Genomic DNA, 23,179 nt, shown 5'->3' on the forward strand with positions numbered 1-23,179 from the left:
GGTACTGCCGCGCGCAGGGCTTACACTATGCGGCTACGCGAGAGTCTAGCCGACCGCCAAGGTCGTTCTTTCGCCCCAGCAGGAGAGAACCCGCATGCAGGTGATGGAGCGCATCCAGGCCGACGTCGAACGCCATCCCATCGTGTTGTTCATGAAGGGCACGCCGCAGTACCCGATGTGCGGCTTTTCCAGCCGCGCATTGCAGGCGCTGCTGGCCGCCGGCGCCGACCGCCTGCACACGGTCAACGTGCTCGACGAGCCGGAGATCCGTGCGAATCTGCCGCGCTATTCGAACTGGCCGACGTTCCCGCAGCTGTTCATCCATGGCGAGCTGATCGGCGGCTGCGACATCACCATGGAGCTGTTCGAGTCCGGCGAGCTGCAGCGCATCGTCACCGAGGCCTACCAGTCGTGACGGCGCCTGCGTCGCCGCAGGCCGGCGCGCTGGCGCAGCGGGTGATCCTGGTCAGTGGCGCCGCCGGCGGGCTCGGCAGCGCCGCGGCGCTGGCCTGCGCCCAGGCCGGGGCCACGGTGGTTCTGCTCGGGCACAAGCCGGCACGCCTGAACCGGGTCTACGACGCGATCGCCGCGGTCGGTGCCGCGCCGCTGCTGTATCCGCTGGACCTGCTCGGCGCCACCCCGCCGGACTACGCGACCCTGGCCGAGCGCCTGCAAGGCGAGCTCGGCCGCCTGGACGGGCTGCTGCACTGCGCGGCCGACTTCGTCGGGCTGACCCCGTTCGAGCATGCCGATCCGGCCCAGTTTGCGCGCGCCCTCCACGTCAATCTGACCGCTGCGGCCTGGCTAACCCAGGCCTGCCTGCCGTTGCTGCGGCAGGCCGAGGATGCCGCGATCGTATTCGCGGTGGACGATCCGGCGCGGGTCGGCCAGGCCTACTGGGGCGGCTACGGCGCGGCCCAGCACGGCCGCCGCGGCCTGCTGGCGAGCCTGCACGGCGAGCTGGCCGCCTCGCGCGTGCGCGTGGCCGGGCTGCAGCCGGGGCCGATGCGCACCGCCTTGCGCGCCCGCGCCTATACCCATCAAGAAGACCGCGACGCGGTCGATCCGGCGCACTACGCCGGCGCCTGCGTCGAACTGCTGTCGCCCGCCGGCGCCGCGCACCGCGGCGCGATCTGGAATCCCCTGGCATGACCATCCTGTCGGCAGCGCTGCTGCTGTTCCTGATCCTCGACCCGCTGGGCAACATCCCGGTGTTCCTCAGCGTGCTCAAGCCGCTGCCGGCGCGGCGCCAGCGCATCGTGCTGGCGCGCGAACTGCTGATCGCGCTGGGCGTGCTGATGGGCTTCCTGTGGGGCGGCAAGTACGCCCTGGAAGTGATGCACCTGCGCCAGGAATCGGTGGCGATCGCCGGCGGCATCGTGCTGTTCCTGATCGGCATCCGCATGATCTTCCCGCGCCCGGAAGGGCTGATGGGCGAGATTCCCGACGGCGAGCCCTTCATCGTGCCGCTGGCCATCCCGCTGGTGGCAGGCCCCTCCGGCATGGCCGCGGTGATGCTGATGGGCAGCAACGAGCCGACCCGGCTGGGCGAATGGAGCCTGGCGCTGATCCTGGCCTGGCTGGCGACCTCGGCCCTGCTGTTCTCCGGCACGCTGCTGTACAAGTTGCTCGGCATGCGCGTGCTGACCGCGGTCGAGCGGCTGATGGGCATGCTGCTGGTGGCGATCTCGGTGCAGATGTTCCTGGACGGGCTGACGGCCTACCTGAAATCGCCGGTCGCCGGTTGAGCGGGGCGTGCGCGGCCGGTGCCGCGCGTCGCCCCGGCCTGGCCTCTGTGCGCCAGCGCTGCGACGTACCGTGCGTCTGCGGCAATTCGATGACATTCGCCGCGCTTTTTTTTGCCCGCGCTTGCCGCGGCGTGCCGGCAGATTAAGTTTTCGTCAACGCCCGAGGCATACGCGGGCGAAATAGCCTGCCTACCTTAGCGCCCTCGAAGCGGCAGGTGCCCGTGCGCCCGCTGCTGCCGCTCCCACGTTGCTCACAGGCGCTCCGATGACGTTCCGTTCCACACATGCTCTTTCCACGCTTTGTCTGGCGCTGGCGACCGCGCTCTCGGCGCGTCCGGCCCATGCGCAGGAGGCCGACACCGACGCCGTGCAGCGGGCGGCCGCCGCCTCCAGCACGTCCAATACCACCGCCGCGTACGAGACCAAGCGCGTGCAGCAACTGGACAAGGTCAACGTCAGTGCCGACAAGGGCAGCTACGTGCTCGGCGGCGGCAACATGACCGTGCAGACCGCCAGCAAGGCGATGTCCACGGTGACCCGCGAAGCGATCGTGCAGGCGTCCGGCGGCAGCAACTTCACCCAGATGATCGATGCGATCCCGGGCGTGGACGCCTCCACCAGCGACGTGACCGGCCTCAACAACGGCAACTACAGCCTGCGCGGTTTCGATTCCTCGGCGATCGGCATCACCGTCAACGGCGCCCCGGTGACCGACAGCGGCAGCTATTCGGTCTATGCCACCGAATACGGCGATGCCGAGAACTACAACGACATCACCGTCACCCAGGGCACGCCGAACGTGGACCAGCCGGAGATGGGCGCCACCGGCGGCCAGATCGCCTGGTCGACGATCGATCCCAGCCATGCGTTCGGGGTGGATTTCAACCAGAGCTTCGGCAGCAACGATTACCGGCGCACCTTCGTGCGGGTCAACACCGGCGATACCGGTCCGCTGCGCTCGTGGGTGTCGTATTCGACCAACGGCGCGGACAAGTGGAAGGGCAATGGCGACATGTCGGTCGGAAAGATCGATGGCAAGAGCGTGTGGGACATCAGCCCGGGCAACTCGATCAGCGCGTCGTTCCAGTACAACCGGCAGTCAAACTATTCCTACAACACCGCCAGCAAGGCGCAGTTGGCCAGCGACTACGCCTACGACTACAACGCGACCTGGGGCGGCGGCGGCACCTCCGCCGACCAGTCCTACTGGAAGCTGCGCCGCAATCCCTACAGGAGCCTGCTGGTCAGCCTGGATGGCGAGTTCACCCTCGGCGACACCCTGCGTCTGTCGGTGGTGCCCTACGTGTGGTGGGGCGAGGGTGGCGGTTCCAGCGCCGCGTCGGTGTACCCGTCCAGCGGCAACGGCAATGTCTACGGCGCCTCCAGCAGCGTGAGCGGCAGCCGCGACGTGGACTACACCTATTCCTACTCCGCGACGGTGCGCCCGGGCGTGGTCGCCAAGTTCTTCCAGGACATCGGCATGGACCACAACCTGGTCTACGGCCTGTGGTACGACCGCTCGCGCAAGAGCCAGAACAGCAGCATCGTCAAGACCGATCAGAGCGACGGGCAGCCGTGCGACGTGTGGGCCGAGAGCGAGGGCTGCTTCCTGACCTATGCCGACGGCCAGGTGCAGCAGAGCTACCGCACCTACACGATGACCGACGTGCAGAAGTACTTCATCCAGGACAACTGGACCCCCGCCGACGACTGGGCGGTCAACTACGGCGTGTCCTGGATCCATGCCACGCGCAAGGGCCACAACTATCAATGGCCCGACAGCACCAAGGAGATCGGCGTGGACTTCGACAACAGCTACAGCAAGCTGCTGCCGGCGTTCGGCATCAAGTACGCCCCGGACAGCCGCTCCCAGTTTTACTACGGCGTCGCCAAGACCTTCCGCGTGCCGGCCACCAACTCGATCTCGATCAACCTGTCGGCGGCGCAGGAGATCCCGCAACCGGAATCGGCCTGGACCAACGATCTGGGCTGGCGCTACTACGGCGACCGCTTCTCGCTGTCGGCGATGCTGTACCAGAGCAATTACCGCAACAAGCAGATGTCCAGCTACGACCAGACCACGGCGCTGACCACCTACATCTCGATCGGCAAGGTGCGCATGCGCGGCTTCAACGGCGAGGCCAGCTACACCATCACCGACAACCTCAAGCTGTACGGCTCCTACACCTATACCCAGGCCAGGATCCTGAGCGACGCGTTGACGGTGGGGACCTCCAGCGGCAGCTACGACTACGCAGTCGGCGGCAAGCAGTTGGCCAATACGCCGAAGAACCTGGCCAATCTGCGCCTGAGCTACAGCATCGGCGATTTCTGGGTCGCGCTGAAGGGCCGCTACTCCGGCTCGCGCTACGGCGACTACATGAACACCGAACGGGTGGGGGGCTACACCACCTTCGGCGCCGACGCCGGCTACACCTTCGCCGACTGGGGCTGGCTGAAGAAGCCGTCGATCAAGCTCAACCTGTACAACCTGACCGACAAGCAGGCCGTCACCTGGGTCAGCACCAGCCAGGTGCTGGCGGCGTCCGGCGCCAGCGACTACCCGGACGGGGCGGCCACCGGCACCCCGTACTACTCCGTGCTGGAGCCGCGTGCGTTCGCGGTGACCTTCGGCGCCTCGTTCTGAGGCACCGCCGGCCCGCACCCGGGCTGGACCAGGCAGGACGCAAACGGCCGGGGCCATCGCCCCGGCCGTTTGCGTTTGCGGGCGTGCGATGTCGGGGAACGTCGCCGGCCTGACCATGGGCGTGTGGATCCCAAGCCGACATGCCGTCGGCCGCCCGCCGCCGGTTCGGCGGAATCCAGGGTGCCTCACCAGGGCAGCGCCAAGGGGGAGCAGGGTCTGGCGCCGGGCGCCGCCACATGGACCGGATCGCGCCGGCCTCCCGAAACTGCCTGATCGGTGGGGCTGACGCCAGCGCACCTTCGACGCTGGAGAGTTGGAGAGTGGGGCCGCCCCGGTCACCGCGCTGCTGGCGTCGCGCTCGCCTCATCCGCCACCCACGCTGGCCGAGAGGACGGCGCGCCCATGCGCGCTTGTGCCATCCCATGACCGAATGCAGCCAAGAAAACTGGGATCCATGGCAGGTCATGTCCATTTGTGCCCGGTTGTCACGTTTCGGCAACAAATTGGCCCTATGGTGTTAAACTCATGTTAACCCTTGCGGGGAATCGGCAAGGGTGACCAGCCCCCATCCCGCGGCCGTGCGCCCGTACTCGCGCGGCACTGCCATGCGCATTTCGTCAAACTCCATCGAGGCTATTGCAATGATTCAACCCCGTCTGCGGATGTCCAAGCTCACTCTGGGCCTCGTTGCGGCGCTGGCCGCGGCGCCGGTGTTCGCCCAGAGCACCTCCGCCGGTGTCGGCGGCGTGGTGACCCATGGCGGCCAGCCGGTCGCCGGCGCCGAGGTGACCATCACCCACGTCGAGTCGGGCACGGTCAGCCGCGCCACCACCGATGCCGCCGGTCGCTACAACGCGCGCGGCCTGCGCGTCGGCGGTCCGTACAGCATCACCATCACCAAGTCGGGCGACGGCACCAAGACCGAAGACGGCGTGTACCTGAGCGTCAACCAGAACGCCACCATCAATGCCGACCTGACCGGCGACATGGCCGCGCCGACCACCCTGGAGACGGTCAATGCCGTCGCCGTGGCCACCGGCTCGGAAGTGTTCAGCGCCACCAAGACGGGCTCGGGCACCAACATCGGTCGCGAGCAGATCGAAGCACTGCCGTCGATCAACGGCAACATCCAGGACTACATGCGCCTGGATCCGCGCGTGGCCTTCGTCGATCGCGCCTCGGGCACGATCAGCGCCGGCGGCCTGAATCCGCGCTACAACTCGATCAACATCGACGGCGTCTCGGCCAGCGACACCTTCGGCCTGGAAGGCAACAACATGACCACCCGGCGTCAGCCGGTGTCGATGGAAGCCATCGAAGCCATCGACGTCAACCTGTCCAACTACGACGTCAGCATCGCCAGCGCCGCCGGCGCCACCGTCAATGCGGTGACCAAGTCCGGTACCAACGAGTTCCACGGCTCGGTGTACGGCAGCTATCGCGATGGCGACTGGTTCGGCGACAACCCGGACGGCACCAAGTTCAACGGCTTCACCAAGGAGAAGACCTACGGCGCGACCTTCGGCGGCCCGATCGTCAAGGACAAGCTGTTCTTCTTCGCCAACTACGAGAAGTTCCAGCAGGACGCGCCGGGTGTCGACCTCGGCAGCACCGCGCTGGGCAAGGCCAACGCCAAGTACGGCATGGCCGACGTGACCCGCGCCCAGCAGATCGCCAAGAACTACGGCTTCGATGCCGGCGGCCTGGACAGCGACGGCAACACCGACCTGAAGGAATACGCGCTGAAGCTCGACTGGAACATCAGCGACAACCACCGCGCCAGCTTGCGCTACAGCAAGCTCGACCAGAGCAAGCTGCGCATCAACGGCGCCGGCAGCTCCAGCCAGGCGTCGCTGAGCTCGTACTGGTACCAGCACGAGAAGTCGGTCGAGAGCTATGTCGGCCAGCTGTTCAGCGACTGGTCCGAGAACTTCTCCACCGAGTTCAAGGTGTCCTACCGCGACTACTCCGCGATCCGCGTGGTGCCGACCGATGCGCCGAGCATCGCCGTGTACTTCGACGGCTCGGTCGCCAACCCGACCGGCGACGTGCTGTACCTGGGCACCGAGACCAACTCGCAGGGCAACATCCTCACCACCAAGACCTGGAACTACTACGGTGCGGGTACCCTGACCCTGGACAACCACAACCTGAAGTTCGGCGTCGACTACAGCACCAACGACATCTACAACCTGTACGGCCGCAACAGCTGGGGCGTGTACACCTTCTTCGGCCTGGACAACTTCGCCAGCGGCCGCTGGAGCTCGTACCAGCTCAACCAGGAGCGTAGCCCCGGCTCGATCGCGGCCGACTACAAGAACAGCAACCTCGGCCTGTTCGTGCAGGACACCTGGTACGTCAACAACAACCTGACCCTGACCCTGGGCCTGCGTGGCGACCGTCCGCAGGTGAGCCCGGATCCGACCTACAACGCCGCGGCGCAGGCCTACTTCGGCTACGACAACAGCAAGATCTTCAAGAGCGACTTCCTGATCCAGCCGCGCTTCGGCTTCAACTACACCTTCGACACCGACCGTCCGACCCAGCTGCGCGGTGGCGTCGGCCTGTTCCAGGGCGATGCGCCGCAGGTGTGGATCGGCAACAGCTACTCCAACACCGGCTTCAACTACAACGCTTATAGCCTGACCACGTACGATCCGACGGTGCCGTTCAGCGCCAACAAGGATACCCAGCCGGTCCCGAATCGTCCTGGTTCGGCGACCCAGGGCGTGAGCTTCGTCGGCAACGACTTCAAGCTGCCGTCGCTGTATAAGGCCAACCTGGCCCTGGATCACGAGCTGCCGTGGTACGGCATCGTCGCCTCGGCCGAGTTGCTGGTGACCAAGGTCAAGGACGGCCTGTACTACAAGAGCCTGAACATCGGTCGCGTCAACAGCCCGGGCCAGGATCCGAGCCCGGCCTACTACGGTCCGGACGGCCGCGCGCTGTACTGGAACCCGGCGCGTACCGGCCGCCCGTGGGCGACTAGCGACAACCGCTACAACCGCAACAGCGCGTACAGCGACGTCTACCTGATCGACAACACCGACAAGGGCAAGACCCAGCAGTTCACCGTGTCGCTGTCCAAGCCGTTCAGCGAAGGCGGCGACTGGTCCTGGACCCTGGGCTACACCTACACGCACGCCACCGAAGTCGGCCCGCTGACCAGCTCCACCGCCAGCTCGGGCTGGGGCTACCAGTACGCCTTCGACGCCAACTCGGAAACCGAGAACCGCTCGCGCTACGAGATCAAGGACCGGATCTCCGGCTCGCTTGACTGGAAGCACATGTTCTTCGGCGACTACGAGACCCGCGTGGGCCTGGTCTACGAAGGTCGCAGCGGCCGTCCGTACAGCTACGTGTTCAACGGCGACGCCAACGGCGACGGTCGCACCACCAACGACCTGTTCTACGTGCCGAAGGGTCCGGGCGACGTGCTGTTCGGCACGCTGAGCAACACCGGTGCGTTCACCGCCAACCCGGCGCTGCAGCAGCAGTTCTTCGACTGGCTGGCCAGGAACCCGCAGCTGGCCAAGTACGCCGGCAGCTACGCTCCGGCCAACGGCTTCCGTTCCGGCTGGATCAACACCTTCGACGTGCGCATCACCCAGCAGCTGCCGGGCTTCTTCAAGGGCCACAAGTCCGAGATCTGGCTGGATATCCAGAACGTGGGCAACCTGCTGAACAAGAAGTGGGGCCGGATCGAAGACTACGGCTTCTATGCCGACGCCCGCGTCGCCAACCTGCAGGGCATCTACCAGGGCAAGTACGTGTACAACACCCTGTACACCGACCAGCCCACGGCGGCCAATTCCGACGCCGACGGCTTCAACATCGGCGTGTCGCAGTGGTCCATGCAGCTGGGCTTCCGCTATCAGTTCTGATCGCGGCGCAAGCTGAAGCGTTGGAAACGGCCGGGGCGACCCGGCCGTTTTCTTTTTGCGGGGGCTGACGTTAAAGTCGCCGGCTGACGACACCGACAAGACATTCGATATGACGACCAGCAATACGGCGGCGCGCGCGCTGCCGGTAGTGGATGCGCGGATCTACCCGCGCGGCGGCCTGGACATCCTCTCGCGCGTGGAAGTGGCGCGCCTGCGCGATGCGTCCAGCGGCGGCCTGCACGAACTGCTGCGGCGCTGCGCGCTGGCGGTGCTGACCAGCGGCAGCGCCTCCGACGATCCGCGCGCGGCGCGCGACCTGTATCCCGACTTCGACATCCAGGTGGTGCAGCGCGACCGCGGCGTGCGCATCGACCTGCTCAATGCGCCGGCGATGGCCTTCGTCGACGGCGAGATCATCAACGGCGTGGCCGAACTGCTGTTCGCCGTGGTCCGCGACCTGGCCTACATGGCCATCGAACTCGGCCCCGAGTCGACCACCGACCTGCAGTCCAGCGAAGGCATCACCAATGCCGTGTTCGGCCAGTTGCGCAACGCGCGCATTCTGCAGCCGAACGATCCGAAACTGGTGGTGTGCTGGGGCGGCCACTCGATCTCGCGCGACGAATACCTGTACACCAAGCAGGTCGGCTACGAGCTGGGCCTGCGCGGGCTGGACATCTGCACCGGCTGCGGTCCGGGCGCGATGAAGGGCCCGATGAAGGGTGCCACCATCGCCCACGCCAAGCAGCGCAAGCACGACAACCGCTACATCGGCGTGACCGAGCCGGGCATCATCGCCGCCGAATCGCCGAACCCGATCGTCAATCACCTGGTGATCATGCCGGACATCGAGAAGCGCCTGGAGGCCTTCGTCCGCATCGGCCACGGCATCATCGTGTTCCCGGGCGGCGTCGGCACCGCCGAGGAGATCCTGTACCTGCTCGGCATCCTGCTGCGCGAGGAGAACCGCGCGCTGCCGTTCCCGCTGATCCTCACCGGTCCGACCATCGCCGCGCCGTACTTCGAGCAGATCGACCGTTTCCTGCGCCTGACCCTGGGCGAAGCGGCGACCTCGCGCTACGAGATCGTGGTCGGCGACCCGGTGGCGGTGGCGCGCAAGATGGCCGCCGGCATCCAGCAGGTGCGCGCGCACCGCAAGGAGCAGAAGGACGCGTTCTACTTCAACTGGTCGGTGGACATCCCGCTGGAATACCAGCGTCCGTTCGAGCCGACCCACGAGGCGATGGCCGCGCTGGATCTGCACCATGGCCGCCCGCCGCATGCGCTGGCGGCCGACCTGCGCCGCGCCTTCTCCGGCATCGTCGCCGGCAACGTCAAGGAAGACGGCATGCGCCGCATCGAGCAGCACGGCCCGTTCGAGATCCATGGCGATGCGGACATGATGCAGGCCCTGGACGAACTGCTGCGGGCCTTCGTCGAGCAGCGCCGGATGAAGATTTCCGGCGAGTACCGGCCCTGCTACCGGGTCGTCACTTGATGCGAAGCGGGCGCCAACGGCGTGTGCTCGGAGCGGCTTTGGCCTGTAGCGGAATGTCGATGGTCACGGTATAGCGTTCGTCGCAATCTTCGATGTGCAGGTGCGCGCAGGGGTGCAGGTCGGAGATCCTCCTGCGGATCGAGGACTGCCCGATGCCATGACCGCGGCTGTCCGGCCGCGCCTGGCGCGGCAGCGTGTCGTTGCTGACCGCGATCCGCACGCCGTCGGCGTGCCGGGCGATCTCAACGACCACCTTGCTGGCTGCGGTGCGTGGTTCCACACCGTGCCGGATCGCGTTCTCCACCAACGCTTGCAGGCACAGCGTCGGCAGGCGCAGCGATGGCAGCGCAGGCTCGATGCGCCACTCCACGTCGAGCCTCGGACCCAGCCGTAACTGCTCGATCGCCAGGTAGCGGCGTGCGAGCTCGATCTCTTCCTCAAGCGGCATTTCGTGCTGGCCCTGGAGGCTGGCTCGGAACAGATCGGCCAGGTCGAGCAGCAATCGCTCAGTCGCATCGGGCTGCCTGTGCACGAGCGCGGCCCCCACGTTGAGGGTGTTGAACAGGAAGTGCGGGTGCGTACGCGCCTGCAGTGCCTCCAGCTCGGCGCGCACGGCGCGCACCGACAGCGCCTGGACGCGCAGATGGTTGCGGATTGCCACCAGGCCCAGCAGCCCGGCGATGAAGGCGATACCCATCGTATTCAGGATCCCTGGCAGGGCGCCGGCCAGGGAGGGGGAGGGGGCCTCGCTGCCGAACAGCAGCAGGAAGCAGATCTGCGTCAGCCCGGTGGAGGCGACCATCGTCAGCAGCGCGCCGCCGAGTTGCACGCCGACTGGCCATCGTTGCAGCCATCGCCGCGCCAGGTGCATGGCCAGCAGCGTGGACAGCGCGACCCATTGGATCAGCAGCGAGGCGATCCCGAAGACAATCAACCGCTCGCCCGCGTTCCCCGGCGCCAGCGCCAGGATGCATGCGAGGGCCTCGCCGGTGATCCATATCCCGATGATGGTTGCCGGCTGTTGCAGGCCCTCCAACAAGGACGGCGCATAGGGTTCTGACTGTGGCATCGTATGATGGAAGCTGGTCGAGTCCCTCATCATGCCACTCGTGCGGCGCATCATGCCGCTTGTCGCCAAGTGTTTGCCGGCCTTCGGTCGCACAATCTACGGTGGCGAGGGTAATCGAGGGGAAGGGGTAATGGGCGAGGCAGGCTTGCTTCCGGACGGTTCTGCATGCCGTCGCGGGGGATTTACCTTGGTGGAGTTGATGGTCACGCTGGCGGTGCTGGCGGTGCTGTCTGCAATCGCCATTCCTTCGTTCACCTCCCTGATCAACAGCAACCGGCTGTCGGCGGCTTCTGACGACATCCTTTACGCGCTGCAGTTCGCCCGCAGCGAGGCGATCAAGCGCAACGCGCCGGTGAGCGTCTGCGGCAGCAGCGATGGCACTACCTGCGGCAGCGCGTCCACCTGGCAGGGCTGGCTGGTCGTGACTGGCAGCGCCGATAGCGTGTTGCAGTCCTACAAGGCGCGCTCGCCGTTGGGTGTCACTGGGCCAGCCACGCGCATCACCTATGGCGCCAACGGGACCCTGAAGACCAGCAGCGCCGTGTCGGTCATCGCTTGCATTGCGACCAACCGCCCTGCGGAGAATCAGCGTGCGGTAGCGCCGACCTCCGCCACCCGGGTCGCGGTGAGCAGTGTCAATGGTAGCGGAGCATGCCCATCATGACCGTTCGCGCGATGGTAAACCGCCGGCGGCAGGCAGGCGTGAGCCTGCTCGAGGTGCTGATCTCCGTCCTGATTCTGGGAGTGACCCTGCTCGGCATAGCCGCGATGCAGGCACGCGCGTTGAACAACGGCCAGAGTTCGTTCGAGAACAGCCAGATGGTCATTCATACCTACTCGATCCTTGAGGCCATGCGTGCCAACCGCAGCGCGGCCACGAGCGGCGCCTACAACCTGGCGATGACCTGTAGCCTGCCCGCGGTCGGCGGCACGCTGGCGTCCGCGGACATACGCGCGTGGCTCGAAAGCATGAAGACCGGGCTCAGCGGCGCCGCCAACGTGTCCACCGATACCACGACATGCGGTTCGATCGCCTGTAACAGCTCGGCCTGCACGGTAACCGTGCAGTGGGACGATAGCCGGGGGCGCGCGGTGAATACGTCCACTGCCGAGTCGGCCACAGGCACCGGCAGCAGCACCCGCCAGCTGGTGACGGTGGCCCGGCTATGACCAGTGCCGTCCCGCGCCGCCCTGCTGCCATGCACGGCCTGTCGCTGATCGAGCTGATGATTGCAATGGTGCTGGGCCTGATGCTGGTGGGAGCAGCGATCAGCATTTTCCTGTCCAACCAGCGGGTATTCCGTACGGTCGAGGGCATGGGCTGGGCCCAGGATGGCATGCAGACCACCTTCGAACTGATGGCGCGCGACCTGCGCGAGGCTGGCGGTAATCCGTGCGACGGAACCCTGCCGGTGGCCAATGTCATCAACAACGCCAGCAGCAATTGGTGGACGAATTGGAACTTTCCAGTCGTCGGCTACGAAAACGGCGCATTGAGCGGAAGCGCGAGCGGAACCGACGCCATCCAGGTCCTCACGCTCGATCCCCATCTTGCCAACGTCACCACTGCACAGAGCTCGACCAACATCACCGTGGACGATGCGAGTGGCCTGAGCGCTGGCAACACGGTCATGATCTGCGACAACACCCAGCTGGCGTTGTTCGTGGCTGGCAGCGTGACCGGCAATGTGATTAGCCATGCCAGCAGCGCGAACTGCAGCAACAACAGCCTGAACGTGCTGCCGGCGGTTTGCTCCGGCAGTGCGGTGGCCTATTCCTATGGCGTGAATTCGGTGGTGAGTCGGCTGCGCGGCATCCGTTGGTACGTGGCGAGCAACGCCGCCGGCGGGCGCTCGTTATATCGCAAGATCGACAATGGCGCGGCTGAGGAGATGGTCGAGGGGGTGCAGGACATGCAGATCACCTACCTGACCACAGGGGCAACTGCCTACCAGACCGCATCCACGATCGGCGCCGCCTCTCCCCCAGACGCCGCGTGGGGCAACGTCATCGCCGCGAAGCTGGTGCTGACCGTGCGGGGCGGCAACAAGACCGGTTTCGGTGGCCAGCAACTCGACCGCACCGTCCAATACGTGATCAACCTGAGGAATCGCACGCTATGAGGGCGATCGCGCAATCGCACGCCATCTGCCGCCGCCCGCGCGGTATCTCGCTGATCGTTGTGCTGATCTTGATGTTGGTGATGATCGTGGTGGGTCTGGCGGTGATTCGTGGTGTCACGCTGCGCGAGAAAATGAGTTCGAACATGCTCGACCGCAGCCTGGCATTCCAGTCCGCGGAAGCGGCGCTACGGGCGGGCGAGGAAGCGATCAAGACAGCGGTGGCTTCCGGCGGAAGCATCGGGGTCGATTGCAGTGGCGGCGCGTCCTGTCCGATCCCTCCGGCGGGCACCTACACCGACACGGGAACCGGCTGGGTCAATGCAAGTCCTATCCAATCGATCGGTGCGACGACGCCGCAATACTACGTACAGTACCTGGGCCAACGCACGAGTCGTCAGCAGTTGTCGCTGGGCTACAGCGCCAACTCCAACCAATACGGATCCGGCAGCAGCGCCGTGCTGCAGTCGGTCTATCGGGTGATCGCGCGCAGCCAGGATCCCACGCTGGCCGATGGCCGGTCGGTGGTGGTGCTGCAGTCGAACGTGACTGTCCAATGAGCAAGTCATTTCCCGCGATGGAAACCCGCGATATGAAACCAGGCGATAGCATGCGTCTTGGCGTGGCCAGATCCGAAATAGTGCAGCGCCGACGGACGCGTTGGCTGGCGTTCGCGACCGGAGCCTTCGCGGCGCTGTGTTCGGGCAACGGCGCTTCGATCGATCTGGGCACGCGTCCGATCTCGCTGCCGACAGACGTTCCCGGCGCGCTTACGCTGGTGCCTTCGGTCGAATACCCGACCATCATCAGCCAGGCCAACCTGGGGAACTACAGCAACGCTTCGGAATATGCGGGCTACTTCGATCCGGTCAAGTGCTACGGCTACAGCTACGACCTCCTCAATGGGATGGCTTACTTCGTGCCGACATCCAAGAACAGTGCGGGCGGACATACCTGCAGTGGTTCGTGGAGCGGCAACTACCTGAACTGGGCGGCCACCCAGACCATCGACCCGTTCCGCTCCGCCCTGACCGGTGGCTATCGCATCATCGACCAGGTCGGGCTGACCGTGCTGCAGAAGGCCCGCCACGACCGCGACAGTGACTTCGCCGACCGCACGATCTCCAGCTCTGTCTCCTCGCTGACGCCGTTGCCGTCGGGCTGGTCCAGCGTCAGGACCCGGGTCAGTGGCCTGGGCCGCGAAATGTGGTTCACCGGCTCCGGCGACCTGCGTACAAGCGCCAATAACGTGATCGACTACAACCCGGCGTCGCTCATCAAGCCCGATCCGACCAAGGTGTACCGGGTCTTCGTGCGGGTGAAGGTCTGCGATCCGAACATCGGCGTGGAGTCCAACTGCACGCAGTACTCCAGTACCAACTACAAGCCGGAAGGGCTGATCCAGGAATATGCCAACAAGATTCGCTACAGCATCTTCGGCTACCTGAACGATTCGACCGTCAGCCGTGATGGTGGCGTGCTGCGCGCCCGCATGAAGTTCGTCGGTCCCAACACCTATTACCCGGAGATCGACAGCTACAGCAACCCGCGCAGGGAGTGGGATCCTGCCACCGGTGTGCTCTACAAGGATCCGGACAGCAATGCCGACAGCAAAATCGGCGTAGGGAATGTCCATAGTGGCGCACAGATCGATACCAGCGACAGCAGTGGCAGCCGCAACAGCGGCGTCATCAACTACCTCAACAAGTTCGAGGAATTGACCACCAGCCAGGCCAAGTCGTTCGATCCGGTCAGCGAGCTCTACTACGCCGCGATCCGCTACTTCAAGAACCTGGGTAACGTCGCCTCCTATTCCGCGCTGAGTTCGAACTTGGCCACGGCGAAGGTCCAGGCGGATTATTTCCCGGTGATCACCAGTTGGGACGACCCGATCCGCTACAACTGTCAGGTCAATGCCATCCTCGGCATTGGCGATGTGAACACGCACCGGGACAAGAATCTGCCAGGAAATACCGTTGCCGCTTATCGCACGGATGAGCCTGCCATGCCTCCCGAGGTTGCCGCCGACACCAGCGTGAATGTCATCACCAGTACGCAGAAGGTGCTGGCGATGGAGGGGCTGAGTACGACGATTTCGGATAGCTGGACTGGCCGATACAACTCGGCCTTCATCGCCGGTCTGGCCTACGATTCGCACACCGTGGACATGCGTCCGGACGTCAGTAGCCAGATCAACACCATTGGAAGGCAGACGGTAAGCACCTACTGGGTGGACGTGCGCGAGGCGCAAGTCCTGGAGGGTCCTGCCAAGAACATGTACTGGCTCGCGTCCAAGTACGGCGGCTTCGCCGTGCCTGCGGGCTTTTCCCCTTACGCTGCGACTACCACCGGATTGCAGCCGGGCTGGTGGAACACCACCAGCGACACGTTGTCCCCCACTAGTGGCGGCACCTATCCGCGGCCGGATAATTTCTACGTGGCCAGCGACGCCAAAAACATGGTCGCCAGCCTGAGAAACGCGTTCTCGCAGATCCTCAAGAACGCCACCGGATCGGTCGCGGCGCTGGGGTCGGACGCGACCGCCCTGGATACCGGTTCGGTGTTCTACCAGGCTCAATACACCGTAGGCGATGCCAATCAGTGGAAAGGCGAGCTGACCGCATACAAGGTCGATGATGCAGCCGGTACGCAGACCGCGATCTGGAGCGCCAACGCCAAGCTGCCCGCGTATGCGAGCCGCAAGGTGCTCTATCCCAGCAATGGCAGCCTGGTGAATTTCACAGGAACCGTGGGGAGCCTGAGCAGCGACCAGGTCGACTACATCCGCGGCAGGCGCGACCGGGAAGTGAGTGCGGGCGGCAGCTTCCGCAATCGCCTCGCCGTGCTTGGCGACATCGTCAATTCGCAGCCGCTCTACGTAGGTGCGCCCAATCCGTCGCTCTACAGCGGCAAGAGCTTTTCCGGTGCCGGCGTGTATCCCCAGTTCGCGGCCAATAATTCCGGGCGTACTCCTGTGGTGTACGTCGGCGGAAACGACGGCATGCTGCATGCCTTCAATGTCAACACCGGCGTTGAACTCTTTGCGTTCGTGCCGACCGAAGCGATCTCCAAGCTTTCTTCCTCGGGCTTCACTTCTCCGGACTATACCCATGCCTATACGGTCGACGGGTTGCTGACGGCGGCCGATGTCTACCTCGGTGGTGCCTGGAAGAGCGTCCTGGTCGGTACGATGGGGCGAGGGGGCAAGAGCGTGTTCGCGCTCGACGTGACCAACCCGGCGTCGCCGAGCTTGCTGTGGGAAGTGAACAACGGCGCCCTCGGCAACGTGCTGGGACAACCCGTCATCGCCCAGGTCGCCGACGGCTCCTGGAGCGTGTTGCTCGGCAACGGCCCGAACAGTTCCTCGCAAAACGCGCAACTGGTTCGGATCGACATCGCCACCGGCACGGTGGCCTCGGTGGACACCGGTGTAGGTGGCGACAATGGCCTGAGTGGCGTCAATGCCTGGTCCTCCGATGGCAGTGGCATCGTCGACAAGGTGTACGCGGGTGATCTGAAGGGCAACCTGTGGCGATTCAGCAAGACCGTTAGCGGGTGGAGCGCCGGCCAGCTTTTCGTGGCAGGCAACAGCAAGCCGATCACCGCCACGCCGCTGGTGGCGCGCAACCCTACGACGCTCGACACCTGGGTGTTCGTCGGAACCGGGCGTTATCTCACCAGCGCGGACCTGGCCAATACCGACCAGCAGACCTGGTATGGCCTGATCGACAAGGGCAGCACGATCAGCGCGTCCAATCTCAAGCAAATCCGGATCCTGTCCGATACCACCCTCAACGGCTACAACGTGCGGACGATCGAGTCGTCCACCGGTGCCGGTACCAGCGGTTGGTACATGGATTTCTACGAGACAGGAGAGCGCATGGTGGTGGCGAACTACTTCCAGGGGCTCTATCTGGTAGGCAGCACGCGCATCCCGGATTCGAGCGATGTATGCAGCCCGAGCGGCAAGGGATACACGATGGTGATCAACCCCTTCACCGGCGGCCGCTTGTCGTCGTCGTTCTTCGACGTGAACGGCGATGGCGTCTTCGACAGCAACGATGCCTTGAACGGCGTCCCAGTGTCCGGCATCGGCACCAGTAAGGGGTCGAGCGGGTCGACCTTCATCGGTAGCAAGATGATTTCCAATCTGGACAACGCCTCCACGGAGTCGATCTCGACCAATTCGTCATCCGGAACGGTGACGCGGGTGCAATGGAGGGAGTTGATCAATGACTGAATCCTGTGATCGCCGTCGGATGGTGGCGCGTCCTGGCGTGGCCGGGCCCGGCAATGGCTTCACTTTGGTCGAGCTGATGATCGTGGTGGCGGTGGTCGCGATCCTTGCCGCTATCGCGTATCCGAGCTATGTGGCACATATCGTGAAGGCGCGCCGTGCCACTGCTGCTTCCTGTTTGATGGAGCGCAGTCAAGACATGGAGCGTTACTACACCACGCGTCTGAGCTACGTCTCGGCACCCACTCCGACCCAGTGCGACGGTGTGACCGATTTCTATACGCTTTCCTTCAATGGTTCGGTCAATGCGAAGGCCTACAGTCTTCAGGCCGTGCCCAAGGGCGCTCAACTGGCACGCGATACCAAATGCGGCACGCTCTATCTCAACCAGAAGGGCGAGCGCACGGTGAGCGTGTCCGGTACCGACCCGATGTCCTGCTGGTGAGCGGCGCGCTCAGCATCGGCCAGAAGGGCGCGCGCACTACATCCACCGGCGCAGGCGAGGGCACGTGCTGGTGAGGTCGGCTGAGTAGGGCGCAGCTACAGTCGGAAAAGCGCACTCTTCACCCCTTGCGATTGTCATGGGGCCTCTATACAATGCGCCTCCCCGCCCGAATAGCTCAGCCGGTTAGAGCACTTGACTGTTAATCAGGGGGTCGTTGGTTCGAGTCCAACTTCGGGCGCCAAATCCGCAAAGGCCGCGAGCAATCGCGGCCTTTGCTTTTGCGCGTCAGTCCGGTGTGCTGCAGGGCATCGGTTCGGTCGCTTTTCGCGTGCGGATGCGTCCGGTGTTGTTCACCACCACCGCTGCGCGTAGCCGGCCGCGTTCGCAGATATTGACGGTCAGGTTGCTGCCGGCGCTGCGTCCATCGGGCAGGAAGCGGATCGAGGGACGGCCTTGGTTGGAGCGCAGCACCAGCCCGCCCGCGCCCGGTGCGCGGCCTTCGCTGAGGATGCTGTCCGGCGCGATCGGCTGGCCTTGCCGTTCCGGGTCGCGGAAGACCAGCCAGCCCTGGCTCCAGTCGCTGTCGCCGCGGCAGTTGCCGTTCCCGTCGGATGGGCAGGCGCTAACCGGGGCGCCCGAGCTGATGGCACTGCTGCGCGCCAGGGCGAAGTGCGCGCTCAGCTGGTGGGTCGCCGTCGTCAGGCGTTGGCTCGCCAGCAGTTCCCGGAACGCCGGCAGGCCGATGCCGGCGACCAGGCAGAGCACCGCCATCACGATCATGGCCTCGAGCAATGTGTAGCCTTTGATTGCAGCGTTCCGCATGTCCGTCGTCTCCCGGTGCGAGGCCGCCAGTCTCGCCGTGGGACGGCAGGGCTTGAATGAGGGGGTTGTGCGTTCCCATGTAGGAAATCTCCCCGGCGCGGGGTCGGCCCCGCTCCCCACCTTGAGGCTTGTGCATGTCCGACCGTTTCCAACTCGTATCGCCGTATTCGCCGGCCGGCGACCAGCCGCAGGCGATCGAGAAGCTGGTGGCCGGCTTCGAGGCCGGCCTGGCCAAGCAGACCCTGCTCGGCGTGACCGGGTCGGGCAAGACCTACACCATCGCCAACGTGGTCCAGGCGATCCAGAAGCCGACCCTGGTCATGGCGCCGAACAAGACCCTGGCGGCGCAGCTGTACGGCGAGTTCAAGGCGTTCTTTCCCAACAACGCGGTCGAATACTTCGTCAGCTACTACGACTACTACCAGCCCGAGGCCTACGTGCCGTCCTCGGACACCTTCATCGAGAAGGACAGTTCGATCAACGAACACATCGAGCAGATGCGCCTGGCCGCGACCAAGACCCTGCTGTCGCGGCGCGATGCGCTGGTGGTGGCGACGGTCTCGGCGATCTATGGCCTGGGCGCGCCGGAGGACTACCTGTCGCTGCGGCTGATCCTGTCGATCGGCGAGCACGTGGAGCAGCGCCAGCTCATCCGCCACCTGACCGACCTGCAGTACACCCGCAACGAATACGAGCTGCACCGCGGCAGTTTCCGCGTGCGCGGCGAGGTGATCGACGTGTTCCCGGCCGAATCCGACAGCGAGGCGCTGCGCATCGAGCTGTTCGATGGCGACGTGGAGCAACTGACCCTGTTCGATCCGCTGACCGGCGAAACCCTGCGCAAGCTGCAGCGCTACACCATCTACCCCAAGACCCACTACGCCACCACCCGCGAACGCACCCTCAGCGCGGTGGACACGATCAAGCTGGAGCTGAAGGACCGGCTGGAGCAGCTGTATGCGCAGAACAAACTGGTGGAGGCGCAGCGGCTGGCGCAGCGCACCCAGTTCGACCTGGAGATGATGGCCGAGGTCGGCTTCTGCAACGGCATCGAGAACTACTCGCGGCATCTTACCGGCAAGGCGCCGGGCGAGCCGCCGCCGACCCTGTTCGACTACCTGCCGCCGGATGCATTGCTGGTGGTGGACGAGTCGCACGTCACCGTGCCGCAGATCGGTGCGATGTACAAAGGCGACCGTTCGCGCAAGGAGACTCTGGTGGAATTCGGTTTCCGGCTGCCGTCGGCGCTGGACAACCGGCCGCTGCGCTTCGAGGAATGGGAGGCGCGCTCGCCGCGCAGCATCTACGTGTCGGCCACGCCGGGTCCCTACGAATTGCGCGAATCGGCCGGCGAGATCACCGAGCTGGTGGTGCGCCCGACCGGACTGATCGACCCGGAAGTCGAGATCCGGCCGGTGGCGACCCAGGTCGACGATCTGTTGTCGGAGATCAACCTGCGCGTGGCCGATGGCGACCGCGTCCTGGTCACCACGCTGACCAAGCGCATGGCCGAAAACCTCACCGAGTACCTCGGCGAGCACGGGGTGAAGGTGCGCTACCTGCACTCGGACATCGATACGGTCGAGCGCGTGGAGATCATCCGCGACCTGCGCCTGGGCAAGTTCGACGTGCTGGTCGGCATCAACCTGCTGCGCGAGGGCCTGGACATGCCAGAGGTGTCGCTGGTCGCGATCCTCGACGCCGACAAGGAGGGCTTCCTGCGTTCCACCGGCTCGCTGATCCAGACCATCGGTCGTGCCGCGCGCAACCTGCGCGGCAAGGCCATCCTCTATGCGGACAAGATGACGCGTTCGATGCAGGCCGCGATCGACGAGACCGGGCGCCGCCGCGAGAAGCAGGTGGAGTACAACCTGGAGCATGGGATCGTTCCGAAGTCGGTGGCGCGTCCGATCGTGGACATCCTGGAAGGTGCGCGCGACGACGTGGCCGAGGCCAAGTCGGGCAAGGGCAAAGGCAAGGGCAAGGCGCGCCGGGTCGCGGAGGAGCCGGCCGACTACCGGGCGCTGGCCCCGGCGGAGATCGCCGCGCGGCTCAAGGCCCTGGAGCAGGAGATGTACCAGCACGCACGCGACCTGGAGTTCGAGGACGCAGCGCGGGTCCGCGACCAGATCAAGAAGCTGCGCGACGCCAGCCTGGTGGGCTAGGCGGCGTCGCAGCGCACCCGATCGGATGATGGGTATTGTTCTTGTCCGCCAGGTGGGCTAAGATTCGCGCCCCTGCAGCGGTGCGCCGCGGCAGAGACGGGCGGTTAGCTCAGCGGTAGAGCACTACCTTGACATGGTAGGGGTCACAGGTTCGAACCCTGTACCGCCCACCACGACGCGAAGATGCGAGCGTGGAAACGACGAAGCCGGCGCAAGCCGGCTTTTTTGCGCCTGCGCGATGGCCATCGGCCGGCTCGCAAGCAGAGCGCTGGCCGCGCGACCAGGCTTGCTTTAGCATCCGAGTGGACGATCAGGCGAGGAGGCCAGGCGCATGGTGGAATACCATCATACGGTGCAAGTCAAAGGACGCTACCAGCTCGTGGCGTTGACCCGGGAGCCGGAGTACAGCCCGGCCAACGTGGTCGGCTATGCGGTCACCACCGACGGCGGCGCCCGCGTGGATCCGCACGACATGTCCTGGGACGAGGCGCGGGTCTTCCTGGACAGCCTGGTCGAGCGCGATCGGGACGCGGTCAGTGCGGAAAAGAAGCCGTCGCGGAACAGGCCGAGCACGCGGCAGCGCCGCTGAAACGTAATGCCTCCATCGAGGCCGTGGCGTCGCCCGCGCAGGCCGGCAGGGCGGGAAAGGCGAGCCGCAGCCATTGGAGGGGGGGGGGGGGCACCGTGGCCATGGGTGGCTTGGCGGCCGTCCTTCAACGATGCGCTGTTCCGGGCGAGACTGCGCCAGGCACTCCTGCTGGCCTCGCAGACTGTCGACACGAGGCGTCTCAAAATACGGAACTCGCTCTAGAATATTCGCCAGGATGGATCAGGGAGGATAGGGCTTGTCGAATCGTAAACTCGTTGCGGCGGCGCTCGTCGTCGTGCTCACGGCCGTCTGCGGCTATTTCCTGTCCGGCTACCTGGTCCTGCTGCTGCTGAAGCTGGACACGCGGATGTTCGGGCTTGGCACCTATTACCAGTACGTCCACGCCATCGGCTTGCCGGAGGTGGCTCCCTACGTCGGCAAGATCAAATGGGCCGGCTACCTCGGCTTCGGCGCGCCAGGCCTGGTGGCCCTGCTGATCCTGGTGCTGATGTTCAAGCCGCCCAAGCGCAGCCTGCATGGCGACGCGCGCTTTGCCGGTGCGGCCGACCTGTCGAAGCACGGGCTGTTCAAGACCAGCGGCGACGGCATCGTGGTGGGCAAGTTTCGCGGCAAGCTGGTGCGCCTCAGCGGCCAGCAGTTCGTGATCCTGGCGGCCCCGACCCGGTCGGGCAAGGGCGTCGGCGTGGTCATCCCGAACCTGCTCGAGTACCAGGAATCGGTGGTGGTCCTGGACATCAAGCAGGAGAACTTCGACCTGACCAGCGGCTGGCGCGCCAGCCAGGGCCAGGAAGTGTTCCTGTTCAATCCGTTCGCCGAGGACCGCCGCACCCATCGCTGGAACCCGCTCAGCTACGTCTCCGGCGACCCGGCGTTCCGCGTGTCGGACCTGATGAGCATCGCCGCCATGCTGTACCCGGACGGCTCGGACGACCAGAAGTTCTGGGTCAGCCAGGCGCGCAACGCGTTCATGGCGTTTTCGCTGTACCTGTTCGAGAACTGGGACGACGAGCGCAACATCGGCTTCCCCGGCGGTCTCGGCACGCCGACGCTGGGTGCGATCTATCGCCTGTCTTCCGGCGACGGCACCGATCTGAAGAAGTACCTGAAGTCGCTGTCGGAGCGGCGCTTCCTCAGCGGCAACGCCAAGTCGGCGTTCTCCAACCTCCTGTCGCAGGCGGACGAGACCTTCGCCTCGATCATGGGCACGCTCAAGGAGCCGCTCAACGCCTGGATCAACCCGGTGCTGGATGCGGCCACCAGCGACAACGACTTCCTGCTCACCGACCTGCGCAAGAAGAAGATGACCATCTACATCGGCATCCAGCCCAACAAGCTGGCCGAAAGCCGCCTGATCATCAACCTGTTCTTCAGTCAGATCATCAACCTCAACACCAAGGAACTGCCCAAGAGCAATCCGGCGCTGAAGTACCAATGCCTGCTGCTGATGGACGAGTTCACCGCCATCGGCAAGGTCGACATCATCGCCTCGGCGGTGTCATATATGGCGGGCTACAATGTCCGCCTTCTGCCGATCATCCAGAGCATGGCCCAGCTCGATGCCACCTATGGCAAAGACATCTCGCGGACCATCATCACGAATCATGCACTGCAGATTCTCTACGCTCCGCGCGAGCAGCAGGACGCCAACGACTACTCCGAGATGCTCGGCTACACCACCTTCCGCAAGAAGAACGTCACGCGCGGCAAGGACGTGACCCGGAGCGTGTCGGAGGAGAAGCGGGCGCTGATGCTGCCGCAGGAGTTGAAGGCGATGGGCAACGATCAAGAGGTGTTCTTGTACGAGGGCATTCCGCACCCTGTGAAGTGCGACAAGATCAAGTACTACAAGGATCGCCACTTCACCGCACGACTGCGGCCGAAAGTCGACATTCCGACGCTCTCGATTTGAAAGTGTGACGGAAAACACCTATTTT

General features: G+C 65.1%; 17 protein-coding genes and 2 tRNA genes. 17 read left to right on the forward strand and 2 right to left on the reverse strand.

Features of this window, described 5'->3' with window-relative positions; genetic code table 11:
* Positions 1–94 precede the first annotated feature (94 nt).
* From grxD to ppnN, 6 genes are all read left to right on the forward strand, one after another.
* Positions 95–415 (forward strand): Grx4 family monothiol glutaredoxin, encoded by a 321-nt coding sequence (gene grxD, locus PG878_RS08225; RefSeq protein ID WP_010342114.1) that lies wholly within the window; start codon positions 95–97, stop codon positions 413–415.
* Positions 412–1,152 (forward strand): SDR family NAD(P)-dependent oxidoreductase, encoded by a 741-nt coding sequence (locus tag PG878_RS08230; protein WP_209031128.1) that lies wholly within the window; start codon positions 412–414, stop codon positions 1,150–1,152. The genes grxD and PG878_RS08230 overlap by 4 nt, the downstream gene beginning before the upstream one ends.
* The gene (locus PG878_RS08235) at positions 1,149–1,748 is read left to right on the forward strand and encodes a MarC family protein (RefSeq protein WP_209031129.1); all 600 of its coding nucleotides are present in this window, start codon (positions 1,149–1,151) and stop codon (positions 1,746–1,748) included. The genes PG878_RS08230 and PG878_RS08235 overlap by 4 nt, the downstream gene beginning before the upstream one ends.
* A 265-nt stretch (positions 1,749–2,013) precedes the next feature.
* Complete coding sequence (locus tag PG878_RS08240) at positions 2,014–4,395, forward strand: TonB-dependent receptor (RefSeq protein WP_209031130.1); 2,382 nt, start codon at positions 2,014–2,016, stop codon at positions 4,393–4,395.
* Between the two features lie 662 nt (positions 4,396–5,057).
* Positions 5,058–8,279, forward strand: a complete 3,222-nt coding sequence (locus PG878_RS08245) for a TonB-dependent receptor (RefSeq protein ID WP_209031443.1) — start codon at positions 5,058–5,060, stop codon at positions 8,277–8,279.
* A 109-nt stretch (positions 8,280–8,388) separates the two neighbouring features.
* Positions 8,389–9,777 (forward strand): nucleotide 5'-monophosphate nucleosidase PpnN, encoded by a 1,389-nt coding sequence (gene ppnN, locus PG878_RS08250; RefSeq protein WP_209031131.1) that lies wholly within the window; start codon positions 8,389–8,391, stop codon positions 9,775–9,777.
* Here ppnN and PG878_RS08255 read toward each other — a convergent pair.
* Positions 9,770–10,876: a sensor histidine kinase gene (locus PG878_RS08255; protein WP_209229328.1), complete on the reverse strand. Its 1,107-nt coding sequence runs from the start codon at positions 10,874–10,876 to the stop codon at positions 9,770–9,772. The two genes, ppnN and PG878_RS08255, sit on opposite strands and share 8 nt — an antisense overlap.
* Before the next feature lie 169 nt (positions 10,877–11,045).
* On the opposite strand from PG878_RS08255, the gene PG878_RS08260 reads away from it, so the two are divergent.
* The 7 genes from PG878_RS08260 to PG878_RS08290 all read left to right on the forward strand — a co-directional run bounded on the left by PG878_RS08260 (position 11,046) and on the right by PG878_RS08290 (position 17,889).
* Entirely contained in the window at positions 11,046–11,510 is a 465-nt protein-coding gene (locus tag PG878_RS08260; protein WP_311186049.1) for a GspH/FimT family pseudopilin, read from the forward strand.
* A complete protein-coding gene (gene pilV / locus PG878_RS08265; protein ID WP_209031444.1) occupies positions 11,507–12,016 on the forward strand; it encodes a type IV pilus modification protein PilV in 510 nt (169 codons plus the stop codon). The genes PG878_RS08260 and pilV overlap by 4 nt, the downstream gene beginning before the upstream one ends.
* Positions 12,013–12,969 (forward strand): PilW family protein, encoded by a 957-nt coding sequence (locus PG878_RS08270; protein ID WP_209031134.1) that lies wholly within the window; start codon positions 12,013–12,015, stop codon positions 12,967–12,969. The genes pilV and PG878_RS08270 overlap by 4 nt, the downstream gene beginning before the upstream one ends.
* Entirely contained in the window at positions 12,966–13,526 is a 561-nt protein-coding gene (locus PG878_RS08275) for a pilus assembly PilX family protein (protein ID WP_209031135.1), read from the forward strand. The genes PG878_RS08270 and PG878_RS08275 overlap by 4 nt, the downstream gene beginning before the upstream one ends.
* A complete protein-coding gene (locus PG878_RS08280; RefSeq protein WP_244672602.1) occupies positions 13,523–17,206 on the forward strand; it encodes a pilus assembly protein in 3,684 nt (1,227 codons plus the stop codon). The genes PG878_RS08275 and PG878_RS08280 overlap by 4 nt, the downstream gene beginning before the upstream one ends.
* The gene (locus tag PG878_RS08285) at positions 17,199–17,648 is read left to right on the forward strand and encodes a type IV pilin protein (protein WP_280515123.1); all 450 of its coding nucleotides are present in this window, start codon (positions 17,199–17,201) and stop codon (positions 17,646–17,648) included. Before PG878_RS08280 ends, PG878_RS08285 begins: the two co-directional genes overlap by 8 nt.
* 164 nt (positions 17,649–17,812) lie before the next feature.
* Positions 17,813–17,889 (forward strand) — tRNA-Asn (locus PG878_RS08290).
* Between the two features lie 44 nt (positions 17,890–17,933).
* On the opposite strand, the gene PG878_RS08295 is transcribed toward PG878_RS08290, so the two are convergent.
* Positions 17,934–18,470, reverse strand: a complete 537-nt coding sequence (locus PG878_RS08295) for a GspH/FimT family pseudopilin (RefSeq protein ID WP_209031136.1) — start codon at positions 18,468–18,470, stop codon at positions 17,934–17,936.
* Between the two features lie 134 nt (positions 18,471–18,604).
* On the opposite strand from PG878_RS08295, the gene uvrB reads away from it, so the two are divergent.
* From uvrB to PG878_RS08315, 4 genes are all read left to right on the forward strand, one after another.
* Positions 18,605–20,635 carry an excinuclease ABC subunit UvrB gene (gene uvrB / locus PG878_RS08300; RefSeq protein ID WP_019799001.1) on the forward strand — a complete coding sequence of 677 codons (2,031 nt, stop codon included), beginning with the start codon at positions 18,605–18,607 and terminating at the stop codon, positions 20,633–20,635.
* A 98-nt stretch (positions 20,636–20,733) separates the two neighbouring features.
* Positions 20,734–20,808, forward strand: a tRNA-Val gene (locus PG878_RS08305).
* 179 nt (positions 20,809–20,987) lie between these two features.
* Entirely contained in the window at positions 20,988–21,224 is a 237-nt protein-coding gene (locus PG878_RS08310) for a hypothetical protein (RefSeq protein ID WP_425510502.1), read from the forward strand.
* A 295-nt stretch (positions 21,225–21,519) separates the two neighbouring features.
* Positions 21,520–23,154, forward strand: coding sequence for a type IV secretory system conjugative DNA transfer family protein (locus tag PG878_RS08315; protein ID WP_425611768.1), 1,635 nt, complete (start codon positions 21,520–21,522; stop codon positions 23,152–23,154).
* The last annotated feature ends 25 nt before the right edge of the window (positions 23,155–23,179 follow it).

The sequence above is a fragment of the Xanthomonas hawaiiensis genome, assembly GCF_031834635.1.
GTDB lineage: Bacteria > Pseudomonadota > Gammaproteobacteria > Xanthomonadales > Xanthomonadaceae > Xanthomonas_A > Xanthomonas_A sacchari.

What these genes read in the sequence shown, in the direction of transcription:
- pilV (WP_209031444.1), top strand. Translation starts at nt 11,507, where the DNA reads ATGACCGTTCGCGCGATGGTAAACCGCCGGCGGCAGGCAGGCGTGAGC.
- ppnN (WP_209031131.1), top strand. Translation starts at nt 8,389, where the DNA reads ATGACGACCAGCAATACGGCGGCGCGCGCGCTGCCGGTAGTGGATGCG.
- PG878_RS08245 (WP_209031443.1), top strand. Translation starts at nt 5,058, where the DNA reads ATGTCCAAGCTCACTCTGGGCCTCGTTGCGGCGCTGGCCGCGGCGCCG.
- PG878_RS08275 (WP_209031135.1), top strand. Translation starts at nt 12,966, where the DNA reads ATGAGGGCGATCGCGCAATCGCACGCCATCTGCCGCCGCCCGCGCGGT.
- PG878_RS08285 (WP_280515123.1), top strand. Translation starts at nt 17,199, where the DNA reads ATGACTGAATCCTGTGATCGCCGTCGGATGGTGGCGCGTCCTGGCGTG.
- PG878_RS08270 (WP_209031134.1), top strand. Translation starts at nt 12,013, where the DNA reads ATGACCAGTGCCGTCCCGCGCCGCCCTGCTGCCATGCACGGCCTGTCG.
- PG878_RS08240 (WP_209031130.1), top strand. Translation starts at nt 2,014, where the DNA reads ATGACGTTCCGTTCCACACATGCTCTTTCCACGCTTTGTCTGGCGCTG.
- PG878_RS08260 (WP_311186049.1), top strand. Translation starts at nt 11,046, where the DNA reads ATGGTCACGCTGGCGGTGCTGGCGGTGCTGTCTGCAATCGCCATTCCT.
- PG878_RS08295 (WP_209031136.1), bottom strand. Translation starts at nt 18,470, where the DNA reads ATGCGGAACGCTGCAATCAAAGGCTACACATTGCTCGAGGCCATGATC.
- grxD (WP_010342114.1), top strand. Translation starts at nt 95, where the DNA reads ATGCAGGTGATGGAGCGCATCCAGGCCGACGTCGAACGCCATCCCATC.
- PG878_RS08280 (WP_244672602.1), top strand. Translation starts at nt 13,523, where the DNA reads ATGAGCAAGTCATTTCCCGCGATGGAAACCCGCGATATGAAACCAGGC.
- uvrB (WP_019799001.1), top strand. Translation starts at nt 18,605, where the DNA reads ATGTCCGACCGTTTCCAACTCGTATCGCCGTATTCGCCGGCCGGCGAC.
- PG878_RS08235 (WP_209031129.1), top strand. Translation starts at nt 1,149, where the DNA reads ATGACCATCCTGTCGGCAGCGCTGCTGCTGTTCCTGATCCTCGACCCG.
- PG878_RS08255 (WP_209229328.1), bottom strand. Translation starts at nt 10,876, where the DNA reads ATGAGGGACTCGACCAGCTTCCATCATACGATGCCACAGTCAGAACCC.